This window comes from Martinezella hainanensis, assembly GCF_900094555.1.
In the GTDB taxonomy this organism is placed as follows: domain Bacteria; phylum Pseudomonadota; class Alphaproteobacteria; order Rhizobiales; family Rhizobiaceae; genus Rhizobium; species Rhizobium hainanense.
Window position 1 is genome coordinate 1059666 of sequence record NZ_FMAC01000001.1, and the last position, 24493, is coordinate 1084158.

Annotated in this window: 25 protein-coding genes; 13 read left to right on the forward strand and 12 right to left on the reverse strand. The window is 60.8% G+C overall.

The genetic code is table 11. From position 1 onward, the window contains the following. Window positions 1-83: 83 nt before the first annotated feature. The 3 genes from GA0061100_RS05180 to GA0061100_RS05190 form a co-directional block, all read right to left on the reverse strand. Window positions 84-965, reverse strand: coding sequence for an NAD(P)-dependent oxidoreductase (locus GA0061100_RS05180; protein WP_075851598.1), 882 nt, complete (start codon window positions 963-965; stop codon window positions 84-86). A gap of 128 nt (window positions 966-1093) precedes the next feature. Then, entirely contained in the window at window positions 1094-2533 is a 1440-nt protein-coding gene (gene pyk, locus GA0061100_RS05185; RefSeq protein ID WP_075851599.1) for a pyruvate kinase, read from the reverse strand. Beyond that, entirely contained in the window at window positions 2533-3021 is a 489-nt protein-coding gene (locus GA0061100_RS05190) for a DUF1036 domain-containing protein (RefSeq protein ID WP_069613236.1), read from the reverse strand. The genes pyk and GA0061100_RS05190 overlap by 1 nt, the downstream gene beginning before the upstream one ends. Window positions 3022-3225: 204 nt before the next feature. Between GA0061100_RS05190 and GA0061100_RS05195 the strand changes: the two genes are divergently transcribed. From GA0061100_RS05195 to GA0061100_RS05205, 3 genes are all read left to right on the forward strand, one after another. Next, window positions 3226-4020 (forward strand): N-formylglutamate amidohydrolase, encoded by a 795-nt coding sequence (locus GA0061100_RS05195; RefSeq protein WP_075851600.1) that lies wholly within the window; start codon window positions 3226-3228, stop codon window positions 4018-4020. Window positions 4021-4046: 26 nt separating this feature from the next. Beyond that, complete coding sequence (locus GA0061100_RS05200) at window positions 4047-4352, forward strand: DUF1244 domain-containing protein (protein ID WP_075851601.1); 306 nt, start codon at window positions 4047-4049, stop codon at window positions 4350-4352. A 171-nt stretch (window positions 4353-4523) separates the two neighbouring features. Beyond that, on the forward strand, window positions 4524-4775 hold the full coding sequence (locus tag GA0061100_RS05205) for a DUF2312 domain-containing protein (RefSeq protein WP_015341059.1): 252 nt from the start codon (window positions 4524-4526) through the stop codon (window positions 4773-4775). 65 nt (window positions 4776-4840) lie between these two features. Here GA0061100_RS05205 and GA0061100_RS05210 read toward each other — a convergent pair whose 3' ends face one another. From GA0061100_RS05210 to GA0061100_RS05225, 4 genes are all read right to left on the reverse strand, one after another. After that, complete coding sequence (locus tag GA0061100_RS05210; RefSeq protein WP_075851602.1) at window positions 4841-5893, reverse strand: NAD(P)H-dependent flavin oxidoreductase; 1053 nt, start codon at window positions 5891-5893, stop codon at window positions 4841-4843. Between the two features lie 99 nt (window positions 5894-5992). Further along, on the reverse strand, window positions 5993-6919 hold the full coding sequence (locus tag GA0061100_RS05215; RefSeq protein ID WP_075851603.1) for an NAD(P)-dependent oxidoreductase: 927 nt from the start codon (window positions 6917-6919) through the stop codon (window positions 5993-5995). Window positions 6920-7017: 98 nt separating this feature from the next. Further along, on the reverse strand, window positions 7018-8115 hold the full coding sequence (locus GA0061100_RS05220; RefSeq protein ID WP_075851604.1) for a branched-chain amino acid aminotransferase: 1098 nt from the start codon (window positions 8113-8115) through the stop codon (window positions 7018-7020). Between the two features lie 191 nt (window positions 8116-8306). Further along, a complete protein-coding gene (locus tag GA0061100_RS05225) occupies window positions 8307-9569 on the reverse strand; it encodes a flavin monoamine oxidase family protein (RefSeq protein ID WP_075851605.1) in 1263 nt (420 codons plus the stop codon). Window positions 9570-9787: 218 nt separating this feature from the next. Between GA0061100_RS05225 and GA0061100_RS05230 the strand changes: the two genes are divergently transcribed. The 3 genes from GA0061100_RS05230 to copC all read left to right on the forward strand — a co-directional run bounded on the left by GA0061100_RS05230 (window position 9788) and on the right by copC (window position 11117). Further along, window positions 9788-10192 carry a hypothetical protein gene (locus tag GA0061100_RS05230; RefSeq protein ID WP_342194902.1) on the forward strand — a complete coding sequence of 135 codons (405 nt, stop codon included), beginning with the start codon at window positions 9788-9790 and terminating at the stop codon, window positions 10190-10192. A 329-nt stretch (window positions 10193-10521) separates the two neighbouring features. Further along, the gene (locus GA0061100_RS05235) at window positions 10522-10716 is read left to right on the forward strand and encodes a hypothetical protein (RefSeq protein ID WP_143525382.1); all 195 of its coding nucleotides are present in this window, start codon (window positions 10522-10524) and stop codon (window positions 10714-10716) included. A gap of 32 nt (window positions 10717-10748) precedes the next feature. Then, window positions 10749-11117 (forward strand): copper homeostasis periplasmic binding protein CopC, encoded by a 369-nt coding sequence (gene copC, locus GA0061100_RS05240; RefSeq protein ID WP_075851607.1) that lies wholly within the window; start codon window positions 10749-10751, stop codon window positions 11115-11117. A gap of 20 nt (window positions 11118-11137) precedes the next feature. On the opposite strand, the gene GA0061100_RS05245 is transcribed toward copC, so the two are convergent. The 5 genes from GA0061100_RS05245 to GA0061100_RS05265 form a co-directional block, all read right to left on the reverse strand. Continuing rightward, window positions 11138-11839: a polysaccharide deacetylase family protein gene (locus GA0061100_RS05245; RefSeq protein ID WP_075851608.1), complete on the reverse strand. Its 702-nt coding sequence runs from the start codon at window positions 11837-11839 to the stop codon at window positions 11138-11140. 11 nt (window positions 11840-11850) lie between these two features. Then, a complete protein-coding gene (locus GA0061100_RS05250; RefSeq protein ID WP_075851609.1) occupies window positions 11851-12693 on the reverse strand; it encodes a glycosyltransferase family 25 protein in 843 nt (280 codons plus the stop codon). Between the two features lie 124 nt (window positions 12694-12817). Further along, window positions 12818-13435, reverse strand: coding sequence for a glycosyltransferase family 29 protein (locus GA0061100_RS05255; protein WP_075851610.1), 618 nt, complete (start codon window positions 13433-13435; stop codon window positions 12818-12820). Between the two features lie 288 nt (window positions 13436-13723). Beyond that, window positions 13724-15664: a peptidoglycan L,D-endopeptidase MepK gene (locus GA0061100_RS05260; protein ID WP_075851611.1), complete on the reverse strand. Its 1941-nt coding sequence runs from the start codon at window positions 15662-15664 to the stop codon at window positions 13724-13726. A gap of 175 nt (window positions 15665-15839) precedes the next feature. Beyond that, window positions 15840-17420, reverse strand: a complete 1581-nt coding sequence (locus tag GA0061100_RS05265) for a sigma-54-dependent transcriptional regulator (RefSeq protein ID WP_075851612.1) — start codon at window positions 17418-17420, stop codon at window positions 15840-15842. A gap of 220 nt (window positions 17421-17640) precedes the next feature. Here GA0061100_RS05265 and GA0061100_RS05270 point away from each other — a divergent pair, with 220 nt between their 5' ends. The 7 genes from GA0061100_RS05270 to GA0061100_RS05300 all read left to right on the forward strand — a co-directional run bounded on the left by GA0061100_RS05270 (window position 17641) and on the right by GA0061100_RS05300 (window position 24464). Next, entirely contained in the window at window positions 17641-19485 is a 1845-nt protein-coding gene (locus GA0061100_RS05270; RefSeq protein ID WP_075851613.1) for a M3 family oligoendopeptidase, read from the forward strand. Window positions 19486-19752: 267 nt separating this feature from the next. Next, window positions 19753-20913 carry an aminodeoxychorismate synthase component I gene (locus GA0061100_RS05275; RefSeq protein WP_075851614.1) on the forward strand — a complete coding sequence of 387 codons (1161 nt, stop codon included), beginning with the start codon at window positions 19753-19755 and terminating at the stop codon, window positions 20911-20913. Then, window positions 20898-21539: an aminotransferase class IV family protein gene (locus GA0061100_RS05280; protein ID WP_075851615.1), complete on the forward strand. Its 642-nt coding sequence runs from the start codon at window positions 20898-20900 to the stop codon at window positions 21537-21539. The genes GA0061100_RS05275 and GA0061100_RS05280 overlap by 16 nt, the downstream gene beginning before the upstream one ends. A gap of 3 nt (window positions 21540-21542) precedes the next feature. Further along, window positions 21543-21827 carry a YciI family protein gene (locus GA0061100_RS05285; protein WP_075851616.1) on the forward strand — a complete coding sequence of 95 codons (285 nt, stop codon included), beginning with the start codon at window positions 21543-21545 and terminating at the stop codon, window positions 21825-21827. A gap of 263 nt (window positions 21828-22090) precedes the next feature. Then, on the forward strand, window positions 22091-23542 hold the full coding sequence (locus GA0061100_RS05290; protein WP_075851617.1) for a homospermidine synthase: 1452 nt from the start codon (window positions 22091-22093) through the stop codon (window positions 23540-23542). 180 nt (window positions 23543-23722) lie between these two features. Further along, the gene (gene omp10 / locus GA0061100_RS05295; RefSeq protein WP_075851618.1) at window positions 23723-24112 is read left to right on the forward strand and encodes an outer membrane lipoprotein Omp10; all 390 of its coding nucleotides are present in this window, start codon (window positions 23723-23725) and stop codon (window positions 24110-24112) included. 28 nt (window positions 24113-24140) lie between these two features. Then, window positions 24141-24464, forward strand: coding sequence for a hypothetical protein (locus tag GA0061100_RS05300; protein ID WP_075851619.1), 324 nt, complete (start codon window positions 24141-24143; stop codon window positions 24462-24464). Window positions 24465-24493 lie beyond the last annotated feature (29 nt).

Here is a 24493-nt window from a genome sequence, read left to right on the forward strand (position 1 = left end):
ATACCCCCTCTGTCGCTGTCACGACAGAGGGGGGCGCACTCTCCATCAGCTTGATCGGCGATGATTACACCACAGCCCCCGCGCTACCCCTCCAGCCCCGCATCCTTGGCCGCCAGCGCGCCAATCGCCGACCAGTCCAGCTCCTCGCCGCCATGCGCCAGCAGGTTGAGGAACCGATCCCGCAGCAGGCTCGCCAGCGGCAACGGTACGTTCAGCGCCTCGCCGGCGGCCAGCGCGAGCCGAATGTCCTTCTGGCCGAGCGGCGCGGCAAAGCCCGCCGGCTGGAACTTGCGGTCCGCGATCAACCCACCATAGGTCTTGTAGACGGGAGCGTTGAACAACGTCGAGGTCAGGAGATCGAGATAGGCGTGCCGGTCGACGCCACCCTTCTCGACCAGAGCCATCGCCTCGCCGAGCGACTCGATCACCGAAGCGATGAGGAAGTTGCCGCTGAGCTTGACGAGATTGGCTGACTTCGGCTCCTCGCCAAGCACGAAGGTTCGCTGACCGATGGCGTCGAAGAGCGGCGTGACCGACCGGATAGCATCGGGCGCACCTGCCGCAGCAACGAAGAGCTTCGCCGCGGCAGCTGCTTCCGGACGGCCAAAGACGGGTGCGGCAACGAAGCGCTGGCCTGCCGCGGCATGTTCCCTCGTCAGCCTTTCGGACATGGCGACGCTGATCGTGCTTGCGGAGATATGAACCGCACCCTTGCCGAGACTTGCCAGAACACCACCATCGCCATGCACGACCGCCGACAGCGCATCATCATGGGCAAGCATGGTGAAGACGGCCTCGCCGCCGCAGGCTTCCGCCACCGTTGCGGCGACCTTCGCGCCCTCGCCGGCCAAGGCCTCTACCTTGTCGCGTGAACGATTGTAAACGGTCACCTCATGCCCGGCCTTGATGAGATTGACGGCCATGGCGCTGCCCATCTGGCCCAATCCGATAAATCCGACTTTCATTGGCATATCTCCTTCTCAATCCGCCTGCTTGGGGGATTGCAGGCGCTTCGCTTCAAAGAAAAAACCCGCCGTCTTTCGACAGCGGGTTTCGAATATTTCAGTGTGCTGCCGCAGTCAGATGTCGGCAATCACACGCCGGACTGGCCGTCCGAACCGATATAGGCAATGCGCAGCATGTTGGTAGCGCCTGGCGTACCAAGCGGAACGCCTGCCGAAATGATGATGCGGTCGCCCGGCTTGCCGAAGCCTTCCTCCGCAACGATGCGGCAGGCATTATTGACCATGTCGTCGAGGTCGGTCGCATCGTGGGTAACGACACAGTGCATGCCCCAGACGACGGACAGACGGCGCGCCGTCTGAATGATCGGCGACAGCGCCAGGATCGGAACCTGCGGACGCTCGCGCGAGGCGCGCAGACCGGTCGTGCCGGAAGAGGTGTAGCAGACGATGGCGGCAAGCTTCAGCGTCTCGGCGATCTGGCGGGCGGCGAGCGAAATCGCATCGGCGCCGGTCGCTTCCGGAAGAGCGCGCTGGGCATAGATGATGCCCGGATAGTGCGGCTCGCGCTCGATCGTGCCGGCAATCGAGGCCATCATGGAAACGGCTTCGACCGGATAATCACCCGACGCGGATTCTGCCGAGAGCATGACGGCATCGGCGCCTTCAAAGACGGCGGTTGCGACGTCGGAGACTTCGGCGCGGGTCGGGACCGGTGCGGAGATCATCGATTCCAGCATCTGCGTGGCGACGACCACCGGCTTGCCGGAACGGCGGCAGGCACGGATCAGCTGCTTCTGGATGCCGGGAACGGCTTCCAGCGGCATTTCCACGCCGAGGTCGCCACGAGCCACCATCAGCGCGTCCGAGAGCTCGATGATTTCTTCGATGCGCTCGACAGCCTGCGGCTTTTCGATCTTCGACATCAGGCCGACGCGGCCATGCGAGATCTTGCGGACTTCCGTCAGATCTTCCGGGCGCTGGATGAAGGAAAGCGCCACCCAGTCGACTTCATTGGTGGCGAGAACGGCATCGAGGTCGGTGCGGTCCTTGTCGGTCAACGCGCCGACGCCGAGCAGTGTGTCGGGCAGGCTCACACCCTTGCGGTCGGAAATCTTCGTGCCGGAAATGACTGTTGTGACGATGCTCTTGCCGTCGCACTTTTCGGCACGCAGCGCCAGCTTGCCGTCATCGATCAGCAGACGATGGCCGGGCTGAACCGATTCCAGGATCTCCGGATGCGGCAGGTAGACGCGCGTGTTGTCGCCGGGAATATCCTGATTGTCGAGCGTGAAAGTCTGGCCAGGCTTCAAGTCGACCTTGGTTTCGGCAAACTTGCCGACGCGCAGCTTGGGACCCTGCAAGTCGGCGAGAATACCGATCGGACGGCCACAGCGAGCTTCAACGGCGCGAATACGCTGGATCAGCGTGCGCATCACGTCATGGCTGGCATGGCTCATGTTGATGCGGAACAGGTCCGCCCCGGCCTCATGAAGCTTCTGGATCATTTCCTCCGAGGAGGAGGCCGGACCGAGCGTTGCGAGGATTTTGACTTTTCTGTTTCGTCTCATCAATTCTGGCTTTCTTGGCTGCCCGAGGGCTCGGAAAGCTGAACCATCCAGCTCGCCTGGCGCCCGGTGTCGTATTCCTTGAATCCCATCTTCTGGTAGCCACGCGCGTAGCAGTCCTTGACACCTGGGATTTTGAATTCATTTTCCGCCACGCACATTTCGACGTCGCCCGTCCAGCGGCCGCCGCGGGCCGCATCTTCTGCGTAGAGGTAATAATAGCGGGATTGTAGCGGCCCCTCGATCAAGGTCGCACAGGTATTGGCCGGAATCTGCCACCATCCCTCCGTCACCCAGCCGTCCTTTGCGCGATAGCCGATCGCCACGCCAACGAGGTTCTGCGTACCGTTGCACGTTCGGAAATCGGCATGGGCCGCATTCGGCATGAAAAAGAACGGCGCTGCTGCAGCGAGAATGAGGAAGGCGATTCGGGCGAGCGGGCCTGACCGCTTAACGAAACGTGGCGCGACTTGGCTGGACACGGCTTCCAATTGGCTCCCGGTTATTCGTTGTTGTTGCTTCTTGCGCCGCCATCCTATGAATGTCAACGCAACTCTAATCGATTATATTTTCTTCACGGGACGGTGACGGCACCATGTGCCGCTCTTCATCCGATCGAAGTTGCGAACCTTGCACCTTCCATCCGCACATGCAATCAAACAAAGAGTTGAAAATTTTAATAACCGACAATCCGTATGACCGATTTCAGACCATTTGAATTCATACCCGGTAATCGTGACAAAGGCATGGTCATTCTCGGCGACCACGCCATGCGGCATCTGCCCGCATCTTATGGCAGCTTAGGTCTGCCGGAGGCCGCGTTTTCCCGCCATATCGCCTATGACATCGGCATCGAAAGCCTCTGCCGCTCTCTCTGCGAACGGCTGGGCGTGCCGGGCGTGCTCGGCGGCTTTTCCCGCCTGCTGATCGATCCGAACCGCGGCGAGGACGACCCGACGCTCATTATGAAGATCTCGGACGGCGCGATTATCCCAGGCAATCACCCGATCACGGATGAAGAATGGAACCACCGCATCGAGGCTTTCCACAGGCCCTATCACAAGGCGGTCGACGAGACGATTTCCGCGGTAGCTGAGGCGACGGGCAAAGCACCTCTGATCTTCTCGATGCACTCCTTCACGCCGGCGTGGAAGGGTGTGCCGCGTCCCTGGCATGCGAGCGTGCTCTGGGACAGCGACGACCGTGCCGTCGTGCCGCTTCTTGCAAAGCTCGGCGCCGATACCAATCTCGTAGTAGGCGACAACGAGCCCTATGACGGCGCCTTGCGCAACGACACGATGTTTCGCCATTGCATGATGAAGGGCATTCCGCACGCATTGCTGGAGGTTCGTCAGGATCTGATAGGCGACAAGGCCGGGGTTGCCGAATGGGCCGACCGGCTGACACCGATCTTCGCCGAGATCAATACCGATCCGGCGCTCCATGAATATAAGCGATATCCTTCGCGCACCGGCCCTTATGAGGCGTGAGCCGGAAGCGAATTGAGGAGAAAGAGATGACAACACTCACCAAGGAACAAGAGACCGAGCTTGAGGCCGCTGCCTTCCGCCGCCTCGTCGCACATTTGCGCGACCGCAGCGACGTTCAGAACATTGACCTGATGAACCTGGCTGGCTTCTGCCGCAACTGCCTCTCCAACTGGTATCGCGAAGCAGCCGAAGAGAAGGGCCTGCCCGTCAGCAAGGACGAGTCGCGCGAAATGATCTACGGCATGCCCTACGAGGATTGGAAAAACCTGCACCAGAAGGAAGCCTCGCCTGTGCAAAAAGCCGCTTTCGAGCAGAACAAGCCGAAAGATTAACGCTCCCTTCACCAATCCGGCTTGACCTTGCGCGCCATTCGCGGCACGTCATCTGCCCGATCGAATTCGAAATACCGCGCAAGCCCTGAAGCGATGTGCCGTATCGGTGATCCACCGATCTCATCCGCGACCGGCCGCAAGCGACCCCTTGAGACCCTTTAGGAGAAGTGCATGGAAGAGAACAGCGTCGAGAACGTGGCCGCGGCCGAACTGCGTCAATTCATCGAGCGCATCGAGCGCCTCGAAGAAGAAAAGGCCGCGATTGGAAGCGACATCAAGGACGTCATGGGCGAAGCCAAGGGCCGCGGCTACGACACCAAGGCGATCCGCACCATCATCCGCCTTCGCAAGAAGGATGCGAACGAACGCCTGGAAGAAGAATCCATCCTGCAGACCTACATGGCTGCACTCGGCATGGAATAATCGAGGCCTCTTAGCCTTGCGAGATGATCAGGAGCCGGCTTGCCGGCTCCTTTCTTTTGAGCGCATTACTCTGCGAAAAGGCGACCGATCAGGCCAGCAGCACTGCCCTGCCAGAGCTCACCCTTGCCGGCTCCCGACCAGAGAGACAGGAAATCCGGCGATCCTTTCGCCGTCGATGCGCCGCGTATGTCCCGCGTGAACTTGTTCTGCGCCGGAAACGGAAGAATGGCCTCGGGCTTCCCATCCATCTCATCCATGAAACGGTTCTCGATGCCGCGTGCGAAACGGCCCGAAAAGGCACGCGTCGTCCGCGTGCGGCGCTCCGGCATTTCGAGAAGCTTCTTGCGATAAGGTGCCGATGTCCCGGCTTCCGTGCAGGCAAGGAAGGCCGTTCCCATCTGCACGGCCTGCGCGCCCGCCTGTAGCGCCGCCCGGATGTCGCCTGAGGTCATGATGCCGCCGGCTGCGATCAGCGGCACGCGGATGGTGCCGACGCATTGCGCTAGCAGATCGCGGAGATCGATTTCCGGATCTTCCGCCTTCGCATCAAAAATGCCGCGATGGCCGCCAGCCTCGTAGCCTTGCAAGGTGATCGCATCCACGCCGCTTTCTTCCAGCGCCCTCGCCTCCTCGAGCGTCGTCGCCGTGCCGATCAACGGGATACCGGCCCTTTTCGCCTCGCGGACATGATCGGCAGGCAGCAATCCGAAGACGAAGCTGAAACAAGCCGGCTTGAGGCGCAAAACCGCTTCGAACTGCGCGTCGAAATCCTCCTCATAGGGAAGAGCAAGCTGCGGCGACGGCAGCTCCAGCTCCTGGCGGTATCGCGCGGTCGCCTCCACCGCGCGCTCGACCCGATCGGCTGCGACCTCCGGTATCGAATGCGGAATGAAGAGGTTGATAGAAAACGGTTTGTCGGTTCGCTGCCGCACCTGGGTTGCAAAGGTTTCGATGGCCGCGGCGTTGGAATAGGCACCGCCCATGGCGCCAAGAGCGCCCGCAGCCGAAGCGGCCGCCGCGAGTTCCGCCGACGAAGGGCCACCGGCCATCGGTGCGACGATCAATGGATGCTTCAAACCGAGCTGTTGAAAAAGATTGCTGTCCGTAAGGGCAGACATGTCCGGCTTCCTTTCAGAAATGTCTGTTCAGGTCTCCATGCAACATAGGCGCCGCGCAGCGGCTTCCCAAGTATAAGCTCGGGGAAATTTATACTTTAGTCAGCTCCGCCTGAGTGCTGCGGTACGGGCCTCGATGGCGGCAACCACCGACACCATGTCGAGCCGACCATTGCCGAGCTCGACGCTCTCGCCATAAAGGGTCCGGCAAAGATCGAGAACCGGCGACGCCATGCCGGCGGCGCGGGCTGCCTCGGCAATCAGTTTCGTACTGTTGAACGCGTCAGCCGTTGCCGCCTGAACTGAAAAATCTCGCGAGATAAGCTTCGGAATTTTCACGCGCGTCAGATCGCTGGCCATCGGACCGGAATCGATGGCGGCCTGGAAGGTCTTGAGATCGAGCCCATTGCTCTCGGCAAAATGCGCCGCTTCGGTGAGCCCTGCCAGCATCGTGCAGAGATAGAGATTGACGGTCAGCTTCATCAGGAGCGCATTGCCGACCGGCCCGCACAGGATCGTTTCGCGGCACATGGGCGCAAGCAGTGGCCGCACTTCTGCGACCGTCTCCTGATCGCCGCCGAGCAATGCGACGAGCTGCCCCATCTCGGCGGGCTTCCGCGAGCCTGAAACCGGAGCCTCGACATAGCGCCCGCCGGCGGCGAGAATATCGGCGGCCAGCCCGCGCGAATAGTCGGGCGGATTGGAGCCCATCGACACCACGAGATGCCCGGAGACCAGCTTGGCGAAATCCGGCGTCCCGCGCCGCAGCACCTCGTCCAGTACCATTTCGTTGACGAGCATGAGGATGACGATGCGGGTGCGTTCGAACACCTCCTCGACGCCTGCGGCAACAGTCGCGCCGGCCTCGCGCAGCGGGTCGCCGGCGGCGGGCGAGCGGTTCCAGACCACGAGCTTCGTGCCGGCCTTCGCCAGATTGAGGGCCATCGGCTGGCCCATGACGCCGAGACCGACAAAGCCGATTCCCTCGCCCGGCGCGGCGCCGGGACGTTCGCTGACGTTGGTCATCATAACAACTCCGATATTTCGGGTGACGATGCGATCTCTCGTGTCAGAGCCGGCGGGAGCGCTCACATGCCTTTCCCGCCGGGTATCGGTTCATGGTCCGCTTAGAACAGGCGGTCCAGCCACTCATTCTTGTCCGGCGCGCGGCCGAACTGGATGTCCGTCAGCGCCGCCTTCAAGCGCAGGGTCGTAGGACCAGCTTCACCATCACCGATGGTGAAACCGTGCTTGTGGCCCTTCAGCTTGCCGATCGGCGTCACGACAGCTGCCGTGCCGCAAGCAAAGGCTTCGCTCAGGCGTCCGCTCTCGGCATCGGCCTGCCACTGCTCGATCGAATAGGGCTCTTCGCGAACGGTCAGCCCCATGTCGCGTCCGAGCTTGATGAGGGAGTCGCGTGTGATGCCCGGCAGGATCGTGCCCGTCAGCGGCGGCGTCTGGAGCGAGCCATCCTTGAAGACGAAGAAGATGTTCATGCCGCCAAGCTCTTCGATCCAGCGCTTTTCGACGGCATCGAGGAAGACGACCTGATCGCAGCCCTCACGCTGGCCTTCGGCAAGCGCGGACAGGCTTGCGGCATAATTGCCGCCGCACTTGGCAGCACCGGTGCCGCCGGGAGCTGCGCGCGTGTAATTCTCGGAAAGCCAAAGCGTAACGGCCGACCCGCCACCCTTGAAGAAAGAGGCAACAGGAGAGGCGATGACACAGAAGACGTAATCGGTCGCAGGCCTCGTGCCGAGCGCGACTTCGGTGCCGATCATGAATGGTCGCAGATAGAGCGATGAGCCCTCAGCGGTCGGAATCCATTCACGATCGATCTTGACCAGCTCGCGAACCGACTCGACGAACATGTTCTCAGGCAGGGTTGGCATCGCCAGCCGTTCGGCCGAATTGTGGAAACGGCGCGCGTTGGCGCTCGGACGGAAGAGTGCCGCCCCGCCGTCGGGCAGGTGATAGGCCTTCATACCCTCGAAAATTTCCTGGGCATAGTGAAGCACGACGGTCGCCGGATCGAGAGCAAGCGCCTTGCGCGGCTCGATCTTGGGACTGTGCCAACCGCGATCCTGCGAATAGCGGATCGTCACCATGTGGTCGGTGAAGATGCGGCCGAAGCCCGGGTTCTGCAGCAGCGCTTCCCGCTCGCTTGCCGTCGCGGGATTGGGGTTTTTCTGGATGTCGAAGGTTAATGTTTCGCTGTTGCTCATGGCTCCTCCAATGCTTCTTTTGTCGCGGCTTTCGCCGCCCATCTCCCGAAGGATGGTGTAAATCAAATCGGGTGGTATTTGATTGCGTTTACGCCTGTTCTCACGCAAGTTTAAGAGCGATTTGCATAAAATTATGAGGCGAATCGCTATTTCTCGCTTGCAAGCTGGCTATCGGTCTCATCGGGCTTCCATCAGAGCGATTTCGCAATGGCCTCGGCGGCGGCAGCGCCGGTTTCATAGGCCCCGTGTGCGGTAGAATAACGCGCCTTCGAGCAGGCCTCTCCAGCGAAGAACAAGCGCCCGTCACGGGGCGCGCACAGAACGTCGCGGAGATCGGAAGCACCCGGCGTCGCATAGGAATAGGAGCCACCGAAGAAGAGCTCCCCCGCCCAGGCCGACGCAGCCAGCGGCGACAGTTTCCTGCCGACATCCGCGCCGAAGACACGCTTCAACTGCTCGACCGAAAAATCAAACATGGCATCGATGCCCTCCCGCTCCAGATCGAGCGCGAGATCGGCGGCGAAATAGGCCTCGATGACTGGCATGCCGAACGGCTTCAGCTGATAGGCTCCCGTCCGGCGGCTATGCTGCGATCCCATCACATGGGTATCGTCCGGAAACATCCGAGGCTCGGCGACACGTATGAAAAGCTTGTTTGCCAGGCCGAGCGGCAAGCGAGACGCCGCCTCGATCTTTTCCGGCAAAGGCGGCCAGAAGGCGATGCGTTCGGCCGCGAGCACATTGGTCGAAACCGTGGTGACGACGGCCCTCGCTCGCAGCTCGCCTTTGCTCGTCGCAAGCACTACCCGGTCGGCGCCGCTGTGGTCGATGCGACTGACCTCGGCTCCGAGAACGGCCGGCACCGGCAAGCCGTAGGTCGCAACCAAACTGCCGTAGCCTTGCCGCACGCGCCAATCAGGACCGGGACCGGGATCGTAGCGGCCAAGATCGATCACCGAGGACTTGTCGAGCTCTCCTCCGGTCATGAAGGCGCCGACGGCGTAAATCCTTTCACCCCACGGATCATCAGGGGACAACATGGTCGAGAGATCTGCGTCTGCATCGCCCTCATAATTATAGACCCGCTCGAAGAAGTCGTTGATGGCGACAGCCGCAGCCTTTGCATCGGGATCGTTCTGCTCCAGCCGATGGCCGCCGTCGCTCCAAGGCGCGGGTGTGCGATCGACGGTCAGGCCCACTTCCTCGGCAATCTTCGTCCAGGCGTTGGTGCGTGCGCCATGCAGCCAGCCGCAGCCGAGATCCAGCGCGGCGGCAGCGGCCCCGAACGGATGGACTGAGCGGGCGCGGCCGCCGACACGATCAGACGCTTCGAGCAGGACAATCGAGAGATCCGGCCGAAGCAATTGCAGTTGCCGTGCCGCACCAACACCGGCCGCTCCGGCACCAATCACGGCAACGTCGACCTCGCCGCCTCTCCAGGATTCGATGGGCATTCCAATTCCTTTTCGCGCAAATGCCAGAGAATAGTCCAGCCGCGCGACTTGGTGATATGAGGTTCGCCAATCCGCCGACGCGAACCCTTGCCACCATCTGTAGCCGACCTCGGCGCAGCCTGTAAACGGGCGCAGCGACGGGGATACCAAATTGCCGCATTGAGCTGAAACGGCGAATGTCGTACGTGCTTCATCCAGGCAGATAGTGAGGAAAGATCGTGCAGAAGCGGATCTTCGCGACAACGCAAGGACTGATGCGCATTCTATGCGCCGTCGCGTTGATGTCGGTCGGTTTCGCGCATCATCCAGCCCTTGCCAGCGCCGCCGAACTGCCTCCCCTGGAGCTCTCGCAGTACCGCTTGCCGGATGGAAGCCTGCCCATCATCTGCACGACCGAGAAGACCGCTGATGGCAAACAGCACGGCAAAGCCCATATGCCGGGCTGCGAAGCCTGCCGAATTTCAGCCGTAGCGCTCCTGCCCCGTCCGCCGGCCGAAATGTGCGGCAATCTCGCGTCTGTGCGAGAGGGTCCGGTTCCATCCAAAACCGCGGCATTCCGCCGCCAGCTCCATCCGCCTAATTGCGGACCACGCGCCCCGCCAGCATTCCAAACACTTGCCTGAGCCAGCGCTGCGACCAATGCCGCAGTCGCCTGGCCGGCAAGCCTTCGTGTCGACGGCGGATCGTCCTCCGCGCCACGCAGGCAAGCAGCTTGCCATGAAAGCCTCGCGGGCAGCCTCTGCCAGGAGGCGCAGACCTCTCCCAAGGAAACCGATCATGATCCGATTGATATGCCATCGTGCAGCCTTCGGCCCCCATCGTGCCGACACAGCCGGCATCGACACTCATTTTTCAGCCGAGACGCATAGTAATGGAGGCGACCATGCCGACAGAGCTCAATAAGACGGCGACCGGACGTCGTGCCTCTTTCAAATCGCGTCCGGAAACACCGATGTTCACAAAGGAGTGGGCCATTCCGGCGATCCTCACCGTCTTTCTGCTCGGCGTCTGCGGTCTGATCGCATATTTCACCTGGACCCTTATGCCGCCGGCAGCGACGGCACAGAATCAGGTCGGCGGTCCCTTCACGCTCAACGACGGCCTTGGTCATCCGACTGCCGATCCCGCGCCGAAGAAGCAGCAATAGCTGCAGCCGACAAGCCAGAAACGGAGACGAAAATGCCTCGGATGAAGACGCTGCTTCTCGCCACAGTCACGATGACGATCGCTCTCGCAGGCCAGGCCCTTGCACACGCTCACCTGAAAACCTCCACGCCTGCCGCCGATAGCACCGTCAAGCAGGCACCTTCAGTGCTCGATCTCAGCTTCACCGAAAGCCTCAATCTGAAGTTCAGCGGCGCGACAGTCACCGGAGAGAACAAGAAGACGATCAAGACTGGCGGGACGGCTCTGACGGACGGCGACAAAACGCTGACAGTACCCGTGGTCGACATGCTCGCACCCGGCAAATACACCGTCAAATGGCATGTGCTCTCAACCGATGGCCACAAGACCAACGGCAGCTACAGCTTCACAATCGCACCCTGATCAGATGAGGCAACCGCTGCCTATCCGACGACGCACTTCTTGACGAAATGCAGCCAGCTATCGTTGCGCCGTATGGTCGCGCGCGGCAGGCCGAAAGGATCGTCACCCGGCCGCGCTCGACCGCGGCGCGTCGTCGTCGCGGCGCTGTAACCGGCTTCATAGGCAAGCACACGATCGAGCGGCGTTTCGTCGCCATAGGGAAAGCAGAAGGACGAGACGCCCTCGTCGAGCAAATCTTCTAGCAGCTCGCGCGAATGCGTAATCTGACGGCGCGCCTCTTCCATGGGCAATTGCGGCAGGCGAACATGATCGAGCGTATGCGATCCCACCTCATGCCCCAGACTGTGCCAATGCTTCAGCTGTTCGACCGACATGCAAGACGCCTGCGCCATGCCGAGGGGGGCATCCCAGATATTGCTGCCGCCAATCTGGTTCGCCACAACGAAATTCGTGGCGGTGAAGCCGAACTCCTGCAGCACCGGCAAGGCGTTTTCATAGACATTGGCGTAGCTGTCATCGAAGGTAATGGCAGCGACTTTGCCGGTCTTCTCGCCCCGGATGTAAGGCATTGCCTCACGCAGCGAGACACCCTGAATTCCAAGCTTTTTCAGCCATTCCATCTGACGACGGAAGGCTTCCGGGTGGACGACCATACTTCTGAACGGCGCCTTGCGCGACGGCGGCGCCGCAATCTGATGATATGCGAGGATCGGAACAGCCACGATGGATCGTCTCAGATGATGCGGCGCGAGCGAAGCGCGATCTTGGCACGATAGAGCGGCCGCAACACCTCTCTGGAGAGCCGCTCGGCCAATGTCTTGCGGCTCTTGATCGTGCTGCCGCCGAGCTGCGGGGAAATTTCACGCACACCGCCTGGCAGGACCGAGAGCGGCGATACGCGCGTAAACCAGCTCATCTGCACGGTGGTATCGACGGGCCGGTCGAAGACTGAGGTCGCCTCCAGCAGGCGGATGGCGGCATCGCGGCTGACGAGCTGGGCCACCATGCCGAGGCCGATCCGCGTCGGCTGAATGACATTAGCCTCCCCCTGGGAGAGAATGCATCGGCCGTGTTCCTTGCCCATGCGGAACGGGAAGCGAATGAACGAACCCGGCTTGAGGCAGGTCTTGGCCGCCGCAAAGGCCGCATGGAACGCATCGTCGATCTCGACGTCATCCTCGAAGACAAGGCCTGCGTCGATCCCCTGCTCGACGATGGCAGCCCAAGCCTTGCGGTGCGACAGAAAGCAGGCGATTTCGCCCGTGCTCATGGCAAACGGGTAATATGGCTTCTGCAGCCGAGGACGGTAGACGCTGTCGATCTCGCCGGCACTCAGAGTGCGGCCATCAATCGCCTCGATGATCTCGCTTTGCACCGGAAGCTTCGCAGCAAGCCTTTCGACCTGCGGCATGCGGTCACGGGCGCGAGCCAGATGGATGATGAAGCCACGAATGACAGGTTGGCCCGGTGCGTCCCGAACAACACCGACCGGATTGGACGCAGGAGCGAACTCGAATCCCGTATGAGATCTTTCGAGCGGCATCGCCGAAGACGGGTCGAATTCGTGGGCTTGCATGAATGGATACCTCGAGGTCATATTTCGCGAGGCTCTAGCAACCCTGAATGAAAGCGAGCTTAGGCAAACCTGAGGCGAAACTGAAAATGGTTGTTTTCAACTGGTCTGAACAACTGAAAGAAGGCTAGACGAGCATGCTGATGCGGCCGGCCGCCATCTTGTCTTCGACCCAGCGGCGTTCATCCAGCCAGGCATGGCGCTTCCATCCCTCCCAGCTGAAACCGCACAGCTTCACGTTCCATTCATCAGCAGGCAATCGTGACAGCATGTATCGGATGCCGAAGAAGCCGGTGCTCGGGAAGAGCTGGCGCATCCGACATTGGGTCACGCCCAGCTCCTCACAGCCCTCGATGTAGAACTGCGGCGGCATGATGCGGATTTCCTTGCCGGCAGCACCGACCAGTTCGATCGTCCGCATCGTCCAATCGCTTCTTCTGCCTTTCAGACGCGAGAGAAGATTGGGCTTGGGGTGATATTTGCGGATGATGTCGGGATGGTAGGCAAGCACGACCTCCTTGGCCGCCACGAACGTCGCACTGGTCAGGAAGGTCGGGTCCGTCAATCGGCGTTGCATCGGCTTGCTGGAAGCCGCTAGCATGAGAATATCGGTGCGTGAACCGCTCATGCCGATCGAGGCTTTCGGCTCGTTGAAACGCATTGCAAACTCTGCATTGTCCACGACCTGCGAGAGGTCGCGCTGCAGCTTGCCATTGCCAATGATGATTGCCGTCTTACGCGTCAAATATGAATATCCATCAGGTCTGAAATCGCCGACCTAACGGAGCCAAATGAAGCCAAACTGAATGACGGATCAGGGAAGGATGCATAAATCCTGACACGAACCTGAAAGCCGTCGCAATGTCACTTACAAGCAACAGCGGTGCCTGAAACCCGCGCTTCAGCTCAAATTTGCATGCAGCCCGCGGGTCGCGCAACAAGCCCGATTGTAATGGCAAGCGGATAGCATCCTGCCGAATCAAAAAGGAGCCCAAAAGGGCTCCCTCAAACGCTGCTGACGTTGATACCTGGCCTATTCGACCGAATTGAACTTCTTCACCTGAAGGAAGTTCACTGCAGTTCCGCTGAAGCGCTCGGGATCGATCGATGCCGTCTGCACCTTGAAACCATCCGTGTAAACGGCGGTCGGCTGGGCACGGAGCGTCGGGCTTACGAAACGCGGCGCCTTGACCGGGCGGTTCACGATCTCGACCCGGGCCTTTGCAATCGCCCATTGCGAGATCATCTTCTCCGTCAGCGTCGGCGCAGTCGTCAGCGTTGCCCGGCCTGAATCAGCCTCGACAGCATCCTGTTTGTTCGGCCGACCGCCCTTGGTCGCAATACCGGCGGCAATCGGGCGTTCCTGCGGCGTTGTCGGCTCGAAACCGTCGTTGAAGCGACGGCTGCTGGCCTTGACCTCGTTGCGGATCGGCGCGAGCGCAGCCACCTGCATCGGCATTTGCTGAGCCGGTCTCTGCTGCGGCAGGACGGCAGCAATTGCCTGCGCGGCATCATTACCGTTGCTTGCGGGCGCCAGTTGATCCTTGGAGGCGACGTTGTTCGACGGCTGCATCACCGGAACCGCATTGTCGGCATCCGATCGATCAGGACGGCTTTGCTCCAGAGCCGCAATGACCGAGGGCGAAAGCACGCCTGCGTCAGCCTGGTCGTCAGCGGCTTCCTGATCCGCGTCGGCGGCAGCGAGGAGGCTCTCGGCCACTTCCGGACGCTGCGCTGGCACCGGAACAGCGGCCAGCTGACCTTTCATGTCAGCCTCGGCCGATGCAACTTCGGCATCCCCAGGCGAACGCCGATCAAGCAAGGCCGGCACGGGCACATGATAGGAGCGAAGATCGGCATATTGCGGCTGATCGCCCGTATCCGGCATGGCGGCGGCAAGCGCATCCTGAGCAGCGTTACGAGACGGCGAGACGAGAGCGGAAGCCACATCGCTGCCGGCAGGCTGATTGCCAAATGCCGGGCGAACCTGGGGAACGGGCGCGTTTACGCTGGCGACCTGAACCTGGGCGGGAGCCGGAGCGGCGCTATCGTCACCATCATCACTGGCAGCCGGAGCCGGCTGGCCTTTACGCGCAGCCGAAGCGACAGCCACCGGCGCCGCGGTCGTTCCGCTATCTGCATTGTCCTCTTCCTCATCCGCACCACCGCCCCCGAACAGGCGGGCAAAGAAGCCTCGGCGCGGCGAAGAGGAGCTGGCGATCTGGATATCGTCGGACGACATGCGGCGCTTGTAATCGGCGACCGCCTGCTGGTAGCCCGGCAGCGGCCGGCCATCAGCAGGAATATGCATGGTCTTGCCGTCCGGGAAGAGACGGACGAGATCCTGGCGATCCATGCGCGGCCAAGCGCGTACGCCGCCGACGTCCATATGGACGAAGGGCGAGCCGGAGGTCGGATAGTAGCCGACGCCGCCCACCTGCAGCTTCATGCCGATTTCGCGCAGCTTGGTGAGCTTGACATCAGGAATATAGAAATCCATCGCGTTGCCGAGCATGTGCTGGCTCTTCTTGGCAACGCCAGTATGGGCGGAACGCGTGCGCAGCATCTCGTTGGTGCCGGGCGAACGGAAACCGCAGATCACGTAGATGAATTCATGCGAACCGCTTTCGCGGTAGACTTCCCAGATCAGGTCGAACAGGCGCGGATTCATCTTGGTGGGCTGATTCTTGCGCCAGTCGCGCAGGATGCGGTTCAGCTTCTCCAGACCGTCCGGATCGAACTTGCCGTTGCGCTTATAGGTAATGACGGCCTTTTCGCCAGTATGGACGTAGTAGATCTTGAGGCTGCGGGTTTCACCGCCTGCCTGAGAGGGAGTGCCAACGAAAACAGGGGTAGAAACGGCCAAAGCAAGGAGGCCAACGGCTACAACCTTGGCCACCTTGCTAAATAGGTGAGAGCACGCAGAATGCCAGCTCAAGCTATTAGGCTTGGTATTTGCACTCAAATTCGGCAATTCGATCCCCGTCCGACAGACAATGTCGCATCGTGTTCCAAATGGCTGTCAATTGCGGTGACACGATGGCAAAAATGCCACACATGATCGACCCCTTCATACATGGTGAACGATGCACTAACAAGTGCTTTACGACGGGTAACAAAATATGCTTGCCTAAACGTTAAGCTTTCCCTCATGCAGCGTTTTTTTGCGGGTCATCCGGGTCTATGCCGTAATCCTTCAACTTTCGGTAGAGAGTTGACCGGCCGATACCGAGCTTTCGCGCGACCTGACTCATCTGCCCGCGATAGAATTTGAGGGCAAATCGGATCAATTCTTCCTCGACATCGGCCAGTTTCCTGACATCGCCTGACGTGTTCGTGCTGACGATGACATTGTCGGAAGCACCGGCCGACGTATCGACTGAAGCAAGCGGAGTGGTTGCAGTCGATCCGTGCGCGCCCCCGTAAGAGGCCCGTTCGCTTCGTTCAGCCGCGAGAAGCTCGGCCGAAGAGGCATGCGAATTATCCACAACCAAGGTCGGATGCTCGGCGGCGAAATAGCCGGGCAGCTGCGCGGCGATCTGCGGGAAATCCGTGTCGAGCAGCTCAGGGCCTTCGGACAGCACGACCGCGCGGAAAACAGCGTTTTCGAGCTGGCGGATATTGCCTGGCCAGTCGTAGGCGGTCAACAGCGCAAGGGCATCGTTGCTGATCCCGAGCGAGTGATCGAGCTTCTGCTCCAGTGCAAACCGGTCGGCAAAGGCGCGTGCCAGATGCGGGATGTCTTCCTTGCGGCGGCGCAAAGCCGGCATGGTGATCGGAAAGACGTTAAGGCGATAGTAGAGATCCTCGCGGAACCGCCCCGCCTTGACCTCTTCGATCAGATCCTTGTTGGTGGCCGAGATCAGCCGGACATTGACCTTCTGTGCGACGCGCGCACCGACGGTCTCGATTTCGCCCTGCTGCACGGCACGCAAAAGCTTGACCTGGACCTCGAGCGGCAGATCGCCGATCTCGTCGAGAAACAGCGTGCCGCCATCGGCCTCCATGAATTTGCCGACATGACGCTCGGCCGCCCCCGTAAACGCTCCCTTCTCATGGCCGAAAAGGATGCTCTCCACGAGATTGTGCGGGATGGCGCCACAGTTGACGGTGACGAACGGCTTGCCGGCTCGATCGCTGGCGGCCTGGATGGCGCGGGCCACCAGTTCCTTGCCGACGCCCGACTCACCCTCCAGCACCACCGGAATGTTCGATTGCGCGGCGCGATGAGCGAGATCGATCACCCGCATCATCGCCGGGCTTGCCGAAACGATGTCGTCGAAGGTGATGCTGCTCGAGCGCGACTTGCGCCCGGCGCGGGCCTTCGCCTCGCGTTGATCGAGCTTCAGAGCATTGGCGATCGACGCCGCGATACGCTCCGGCGACACAGGCTTGACGACGAAATCGAAGGCGCCGGCGCGCATCGCCTGCACCACGGTATCGATACCGCCCTGCCCGGTCTGCACGATGACGGGCAGGTCGATGCCCATATCGTTGAGCGCGCCCAGGAACTCGATGCCGTTCATTTCCGGCATCATGAGATCGAGCACGATCACATTGATCTGATCGTTGCCACGCTTCAAGAATTCCAGGCCGAGACGGCCATTTTCTGCCAAATGGGCAACGTGTCCGTGCCGCTCGATGGCATTCTTCAGCAGACGGCGTTGAATCGGATCATCCTCAACAACGAGAATCTGCGCGCCCCCCTTGGCGCTATTATAAACAGTCATTGGTGCCTCACTTCATGCGAAACCTGACACGGACATTCGCAGAAAGGCTTGAACATGAAGTTTTGCCAAAACCTCGCATTTTAATCATTGTGACGAATGTAACGCCGTCCATGATTCAACCTTCGGTGCAGGAAAATCAGGCCTTGCAGCGGGCTTTCCAGCCGAATAGACACGAACGGATCGGACGATCCGAAAAATAAAAGCAGAGGAAATTTCGCCCATGAGCCCGACCTCGCTCCACTCCCTCATTAATTTCTCGGCAAGCCAGGCGACCGGCCAGGCGCTTGGCGACCTTCCCACCTGGAAGCTCAGCGATCTCTACCCGTCGGCGACCTCGTCGGAGTTCCTTGGAGACATGGAAAAGGCCGGCAAGATGTCCGTCGCCTTCGAGGAGAAATGGAAGGGCAAGCTTACCGATGCAGCCAGCAAAACAGGCGATGCCGGCCTCGGGGCAGCCATCAGGGAATATGAGGCGCTCGACGATATCATGGGCCGTCTGGGCTCCTATGCCGGGCTCACTTATTTCTCGAACACCATCGATCCGGCCAACGGCAAGCTTTATGGCGACGTCCAGGCAAGGCTGACGGACTATGCCGCGCACCTGCTGTTCTTCCCGCTGGAGCTGAACCGGATCGACGATGCCGTCATGGATGCCTGCATGGCGAACGATCCCGCCGCCGGCCACTATCGGCCCTGGATCGTCGACCTGCGCAAGGACAAGCCGCACCAGCTGGACGATAAGCTCGAGCAGCTGTTCCTGGAAAAATCCATGACGAGTGCTGCCGCCTTCAACCGGCTGTTCGACGAGACGATGGCGGAGCTGCGCTTCGAGATCGACGGCGAGAAACAGCCTCTGGAAGTCGCCTTGAACATGCTGCAGGAGCAGGACCCGGAAGCGCGCCGCAAGGCCGCCATGGCCCTTGCCGAAACCTTCAAGGCCAATCTGCGCACCTTCACACTGATCACCAATACGCTCGCCAAGGACAAGGAAATCGCCGACCGCTGGCGCGGCTTCGAAGATATCGCCGACTCAAGGCATCTGGCCAACCGCGTCGAGCGCGAGGTGGTTGATGCACTCGCGGCCGCCGTGCGCGACGCCTATCCGCGCCTGTCACATCGCTATTACAAGATGAAGGCCAAGTGGCTCGGCATGGACCAGATGAATTTCTGGGACCGCAACGCACCGCTGCCGGAAACGCCCAATGCGCTGATCCCATGGACCGATGCGAAAGACACGGTTCTTTCGGCCTACGGCAATTTCGCGCCGGAGATGGCCGCGATCGCCAAGCGCTTCTTCGATGAGGAATGGATCGACGCGCCGGTGCGCCCCGGCAAGGCGCCGGGCGCCTTCGCGCATCCGACCGTCCCTTCGGCTCATCCTTACGTGCTGGTCAATTACATGGGCAAGCCGCGCGACGTGATGACGCTCGCGCACGAGCTTGGCCATGGCGTGCATCAGGTGCTGGCCGGCGGCCAGGGCGCGCTGATGTGCCAGACGCCGCTGACATTGGCCGAAACCGCCTCGGTCTTCGGCGAGATGCTGACCTTCCGCGCGCTCCTCGACAAGACCACCGACAAGCGCGAGCGCAAGGCGATGCTCGCCCAGAAGGTCGAGGACATGATCAACACGGTCGTGCGCCAGATCGCCTTCTACGAATTCGAGCGCAAGGTGCACACCGCCCGCAAGGATGGCGAGCTGACATCGGACAATATTGGCGAGCTGTGGCTCTCAGTGCAGGAGGAAAGTCTCGGCCCGGCGATCAAGATCTCCGAGGGCTATGAGACCTACTGGGCCTATATCCCCCATTTCATCCACTCGCCCTTCTACGTCTACGCCTATGCCTTCGGCGACTGCCTGGTAAACTCGCTCTATGCCGTCTACCGCAACGCCGAAAAGGGCTTCCAGGAGAAGTATTTCGAGCTCCTGAAGGCCGGCGGCACCAAGCATCACTCCGAACTTTTGAAGCCTTTCGGCCTCGATGCGACCGATCCGTCGTTCTGGAGCAAGGGTCTGTCGATGATCGAAGGGCTGATCGACGAGCTGGAAGCGTTAGATAAGAACTGAACTGACGAGAAGCAGGACAGGCACCTCCGCCGTTGCTGCAGCTTTGTGCATGGCCCCTCACCCATCCCCTCTCCCGCAAGCGGGGAGAGGGGATGGGCTCAGCATTCACCGCATCGGTCTTTGCAAACGACGGTGTAGCGGCTGTGGTAACTCCCTCTCCCCGCATTGGCGGGGAGAGGGTTGGGGTGAGGGGCCAGGCATGCAAGTTGCGGCAATGGCGGACATGCCTGACAATCGACATAACAACGACCCGATAGATACTTGCGCATGGCCGACGCCATACCCTACGTCCTCTTCAGGGACGACAGCACAGGACAGGTGATGCTCTTTGCCGAACCGGCCGAGATCATCGTCGCCCATACGCGCGAACAATTCTTCGATGCGCTCGATCGCATGGAAGAAGCCAGGCGGCGGGGACAGTGGCTTGCCGGCTACATGGCCTATGAGGCCGGCCATCTCTTCGAGGAAAAACTCGCGCCCTTCGCCGAGGAAAACAGGGAAACGCCCCTGCTCTGCTTCGGCGTTTTCGATGCCCCCGCCGGCGACGGCCATCCGCTTGCTCAACCCGCACAGCGGCAGGAAAACCAGGAGTTCCTGACGGAGCCGAAAGCCGCGTGGAATTTCGAGACCTATCGCGAGCGCTTCGACCGGCTGCACCAGCATCTGCGCCTGGGCGACTGCTATCAGGCCAACCTCACCATGCCGATCCATGCCCGCTGGAACGGCGATCCGCGCGCCGCCTTCTGGTCCCTGATCGAGCGGCAACCGGTGAAATACGGCGCGCTCGTCGATCTCGGCGGCCCGGTCATCCTGTCGCGCTCGCCGGAGCTTTTCTTCCACACGGACGCGGACGGCTGGATCGAGACGCATCCGATGAAAGGCACGGCCAAGCGCGGCGCAAATGCCGCGGAGGACGACGCGATCGTCGCCGCCATGCTCGCCGACGAGAAGACGCAGGCCGAAAACCGCATGATCGTCGATCTGCTGCGCAACGATATCTCGCGCATCACGCAAGTCGGCACGCTGAACGTCCCCAAGCTCTTCGAAATCGAGACCTACCCTACCCTGCACCAGATGGTCAGCCATGTGCAGGCGAAATTGCTTCCCGGCATATCGATCCGCGACATTCTTGCTGCGCTCTTTCCTTGCGGTTCGATAACGGGCGCACCGAAAATGCGGGCGATGGAAATCCTGCATGATCTCGAAGATGGCCCGCGCGATGCCTATTGCGGCGCGATCGGCATGATCTCGCCTGATGGAGCCATGCGTTTTTCGGTGGCGATCCGCACGATCACGCTTTTCCAAGACGGCCGCGCGGTGTTCAATGTCGGCGGAGGCATCGTCTTCGATTCGACGGCGGAAGCGGAATACGAGGAATGCCTCCTGAAGGCGCGCTTCGCCGTGGGGGACAGATGGATCGACCGCTAGAGGATTTTTCCCTCATCGAGACTCTGCGCTACGAGCCGGAAACCGGCTTCGTCCGCCTGCGCCTGCATCTCGCCCGGCTGCAGCGCTCAGCCCGTCGCCTCGGCTTTTCAGCCCCGAAGAATGTGCTTGGAAAGCTGGAACAGGCGGTTGCCGGTGCCGGCGCACCGTTAAGGGTTCGGTTGACGCTGGACCGGGAAGGCCAAACGGAGGTGACGACGGCACCGTTTGTCCCGCTGCTGCCCGATACCACCTGGCGCGTCCGCATTGCCGCGACAAGGCTCGATTCTTCCGACAAGCTGCTGCGTGTCAAGACGACGCGCCGCGCAGTCTATGAGGCAGCCCGCGCGGAATATCGGCCCGATGAGGCTGACGAGGTGCTGCTGCTCAATGAGAAGGACGAGATTTGCGAAGGCACGATCACCTCGGTCTTCCTTGAGGACAGTGCAGACTTGCTGCGGACCCCGCCCATTTCTGCCGGTCTCCTCGCCGGAGTCCTGCGCACCGAGCTCATCTGCCAGCGCAAGGCCCACGTCGGTCGCATCCGGCTCGACGATCTGAAAGATCGCACCCTTTACATTGGAAACTCCCTGCGCGGCCTGATCCGCGCGCAACTTCTATGGAATTGATTGATGTTCATCCTCTCGCTCACCTACCTCAAGGGCAATGACGAAGCCGACAAGCACATGGAGCCACACATGGCCTGGGTGAAGGAAGGCTATGCCAGGGGCTGGTTCCTTGCTTCCGGGCGCAAGGTGCCGCGCACCGGTGGCGTCGTCTTCGCCCGCGGCGAAAAGGCCGAGCTGGAGGCCTATGTCGCTGCCGACCCCTTCACTATCCATGGCGTCGCAACCTACGAGATCCAGGAAATCGCCCTGACCACCGTCACGGATGGATTGGAAAGCTTGAAAGCCTGATCGACGGACGATCGTCGCATCATCCGATTTCGTTATGTCAGTGAAAACCAACCTTGAAGGCAACAAACTCGTCGCATAAGGCGTGTATGTTGGCCTCCACTTGACTTTGTCCGGCTAACCCTGAACAGCTCTTTATTGTGACATCAAATTATGATTAGAGCCGCTCACCTCGCGTTTTCGCGCAAACTCTGCCAGCGCTTACGCGCAAACTCTAACTAGATTTCGTGAACCGAACGGCGTCCTGCCTTTCGAAGGAGAAAAGAATGACGAAACACAACTATCCGGTATATGCCGAAATTACCGGTCCGATCGTGATGATCGGCTTTGGCTCCATTGGCCGTGGCACCCTGCCCCTGATCGAGCGCCATTTCAAATTCGACAAGAGCCGGATGGTCGTCATCGACCCGCGTGAAGAGCCAGCCGATATGGAAATCCTGGCAAAGCACGGCGTCCGTCATATCAAGGCGCATGTCACCAAGGACAATTACAAAGAGCTGCTGAAACCGCTCCTGACGGAAGGCGGCGGCCAGGGCTTCTGCGTCAACCTCTCGGTGGACACCGGCTCGCTCGACCTGGTCAAGCTCTGCCGCAAGCTCGACGTGCTCTATATCGACACCGTCGTCGAGCCTTGGCTCGGCTTCTATTTCGACAAGAACCTGAAGAATGCCGACCGCACCAACTATGCGCTCCGCGAAACCATGCGCAAGGAGAAGGAAAAGAACCCGGGCGGCACGACGGCCGTTTCCACCTGCGGCGCCAATCCGGGCATGGTCTCCTGGTTCGTCAAGCAGGCGCTCGTCAACCTTGCCAAGGATATCGGCCTCAAGTTCGAAGAGCCGGATCAGCATGACCGCGAGGGCTGGGCCAAGCTGATGAAGAAGGTCGGCGTCAAGGGCGTTCACATTGCCGAGCGCGACACGCAGCGCACCAAGCATCCGAAGCCGCTCAACGTCTTCTGGAACACCTGGTCCGTCGAAGGCTTCATCTCCGAAGGCCTGCAGCCGGCCGAACTCGGCTGGGGCACCCATGAAGAATGGATGCCGAAGAATGCCAAGAAGCACAAGAAGGGCTGCAAGGCTGCCATCTATCTGGAACAGCCAGGTGCCAACACCCGTGTGCGCACCTGGTGCCCGACCCCCGGCCCGCAATACGGCTTCCTGGTGACCCACAACGAGTCGATCTCGATCGCCGACTATTTCACCGTGCGCGACAAGGACGGCGAAGTCACCTTCCGCCCGACCTGCCACTACGCCTATCATCCGGCCAACGACGCCATACTCTCGCTGCACGAGATGTTCGGCAATGGCGGCACGCCGCAGCCGGTTCATCACGTCCTCGACGAAGACGAGCTGGAAGACGGTATCGACGAACTCGGCGTGCTGCTCTATGGCCATGCCAAGAATGCCTACTGGTACGGTTCGCGCCTGTCTCTCGAAGAGACCCGCCGCATCGCCCCCTACCAGAACGCCACCGGCCTGCAGGTGACATCCGCCGTGCTCGCCGGCATGGTCTGGGCACTGGAAAACCCGAAGGCCGGCATCGTCGAAGCCGACGAAGTCGACTACAAGCGCTGCCTCGAAGTGCAGCTGCCCTATCTCGGCCCGGTCGAAGGCCACTACACCGACTGGACCCCGCTCGACGGTCGCCCGGGCCTGTTCCCGGAAGACATCGACACCAAGGATCCCTGGCAGTTCCGCAACATTCTGGTTCGCTAAGAGTATAGCGTTAGCTTGATCCAAGACCCGAATGCCCGCACAGGTCGTGCGGGCATTTTTGTTACGCAAGCCAGATAAATCAAGCAGATCGCCTGTGACGTCTTGCTTTAGCTCAAGGGTCGCGCCATCTTCCTTGCAACCGATACGCCTTTAGACCGCCTCTATTCGCGGGAGATAATTATGAAGATGAGAACCGTTCTTGCCCTCCTCGCTGCCGCGGCAGCTCTATCTGCCTGCGTCGATTTCGGCGGCTCCAGACCGCCGCCGATGGCAATGAACCCAGGCGGCTCCCAGCCGCGCATGAATTCCGTGGAAGGAAGCTGGGCCGATTCGAACGGCCTGAATTCGACCTTCAACGGCGGTCGCTTCGAAACGCACACCACGGACGGCACGAACCAACAGATGGCCTCGGGAACCTACACGACCGATCCGTCGGGCGTGATCCAGATCAATCTCTATTCGAACATCAAGCGCACCTCATCGAAGGTCAATTGCTTCCTGGCCAATCCCAGCCAGCTCAATTGCACCTCCGAAACCGGTGGGCACTTCTCGCTCAATCGCCAAGGCTGACGGAGGCCAGATGGGCGGATAAGGCATCATGCGCGGTCTGCTGATTCTCTATCTGATCCTCGTTGCAGCCCTCCCCGTCGCCATCCTGGCGACGGTCCTTCCGGCCAACGTCTACCGTGCGCAGGGTATCGAAGCACTCGATTGCGACGGCCCGGCGAGCGTCCTTCTTTTCGCCGTACCGGCTTTGCTCATCTACGGTGCCGGCACTATCCTGCTCTATCGAAGGCGGAATCGGCGCCTTCATCTTGTCGCCTCTCTCTGCTGTGTCCTCATTTTCTGCTCTGTCGGCTGGAATGCCGTTGCGGCGCTGCGCGAATCCTACGGAGCATCCTCGGTCGAGGCCTGCGCCTGATCCGGCGACCTGTTCAGCCGCTTTGTAAA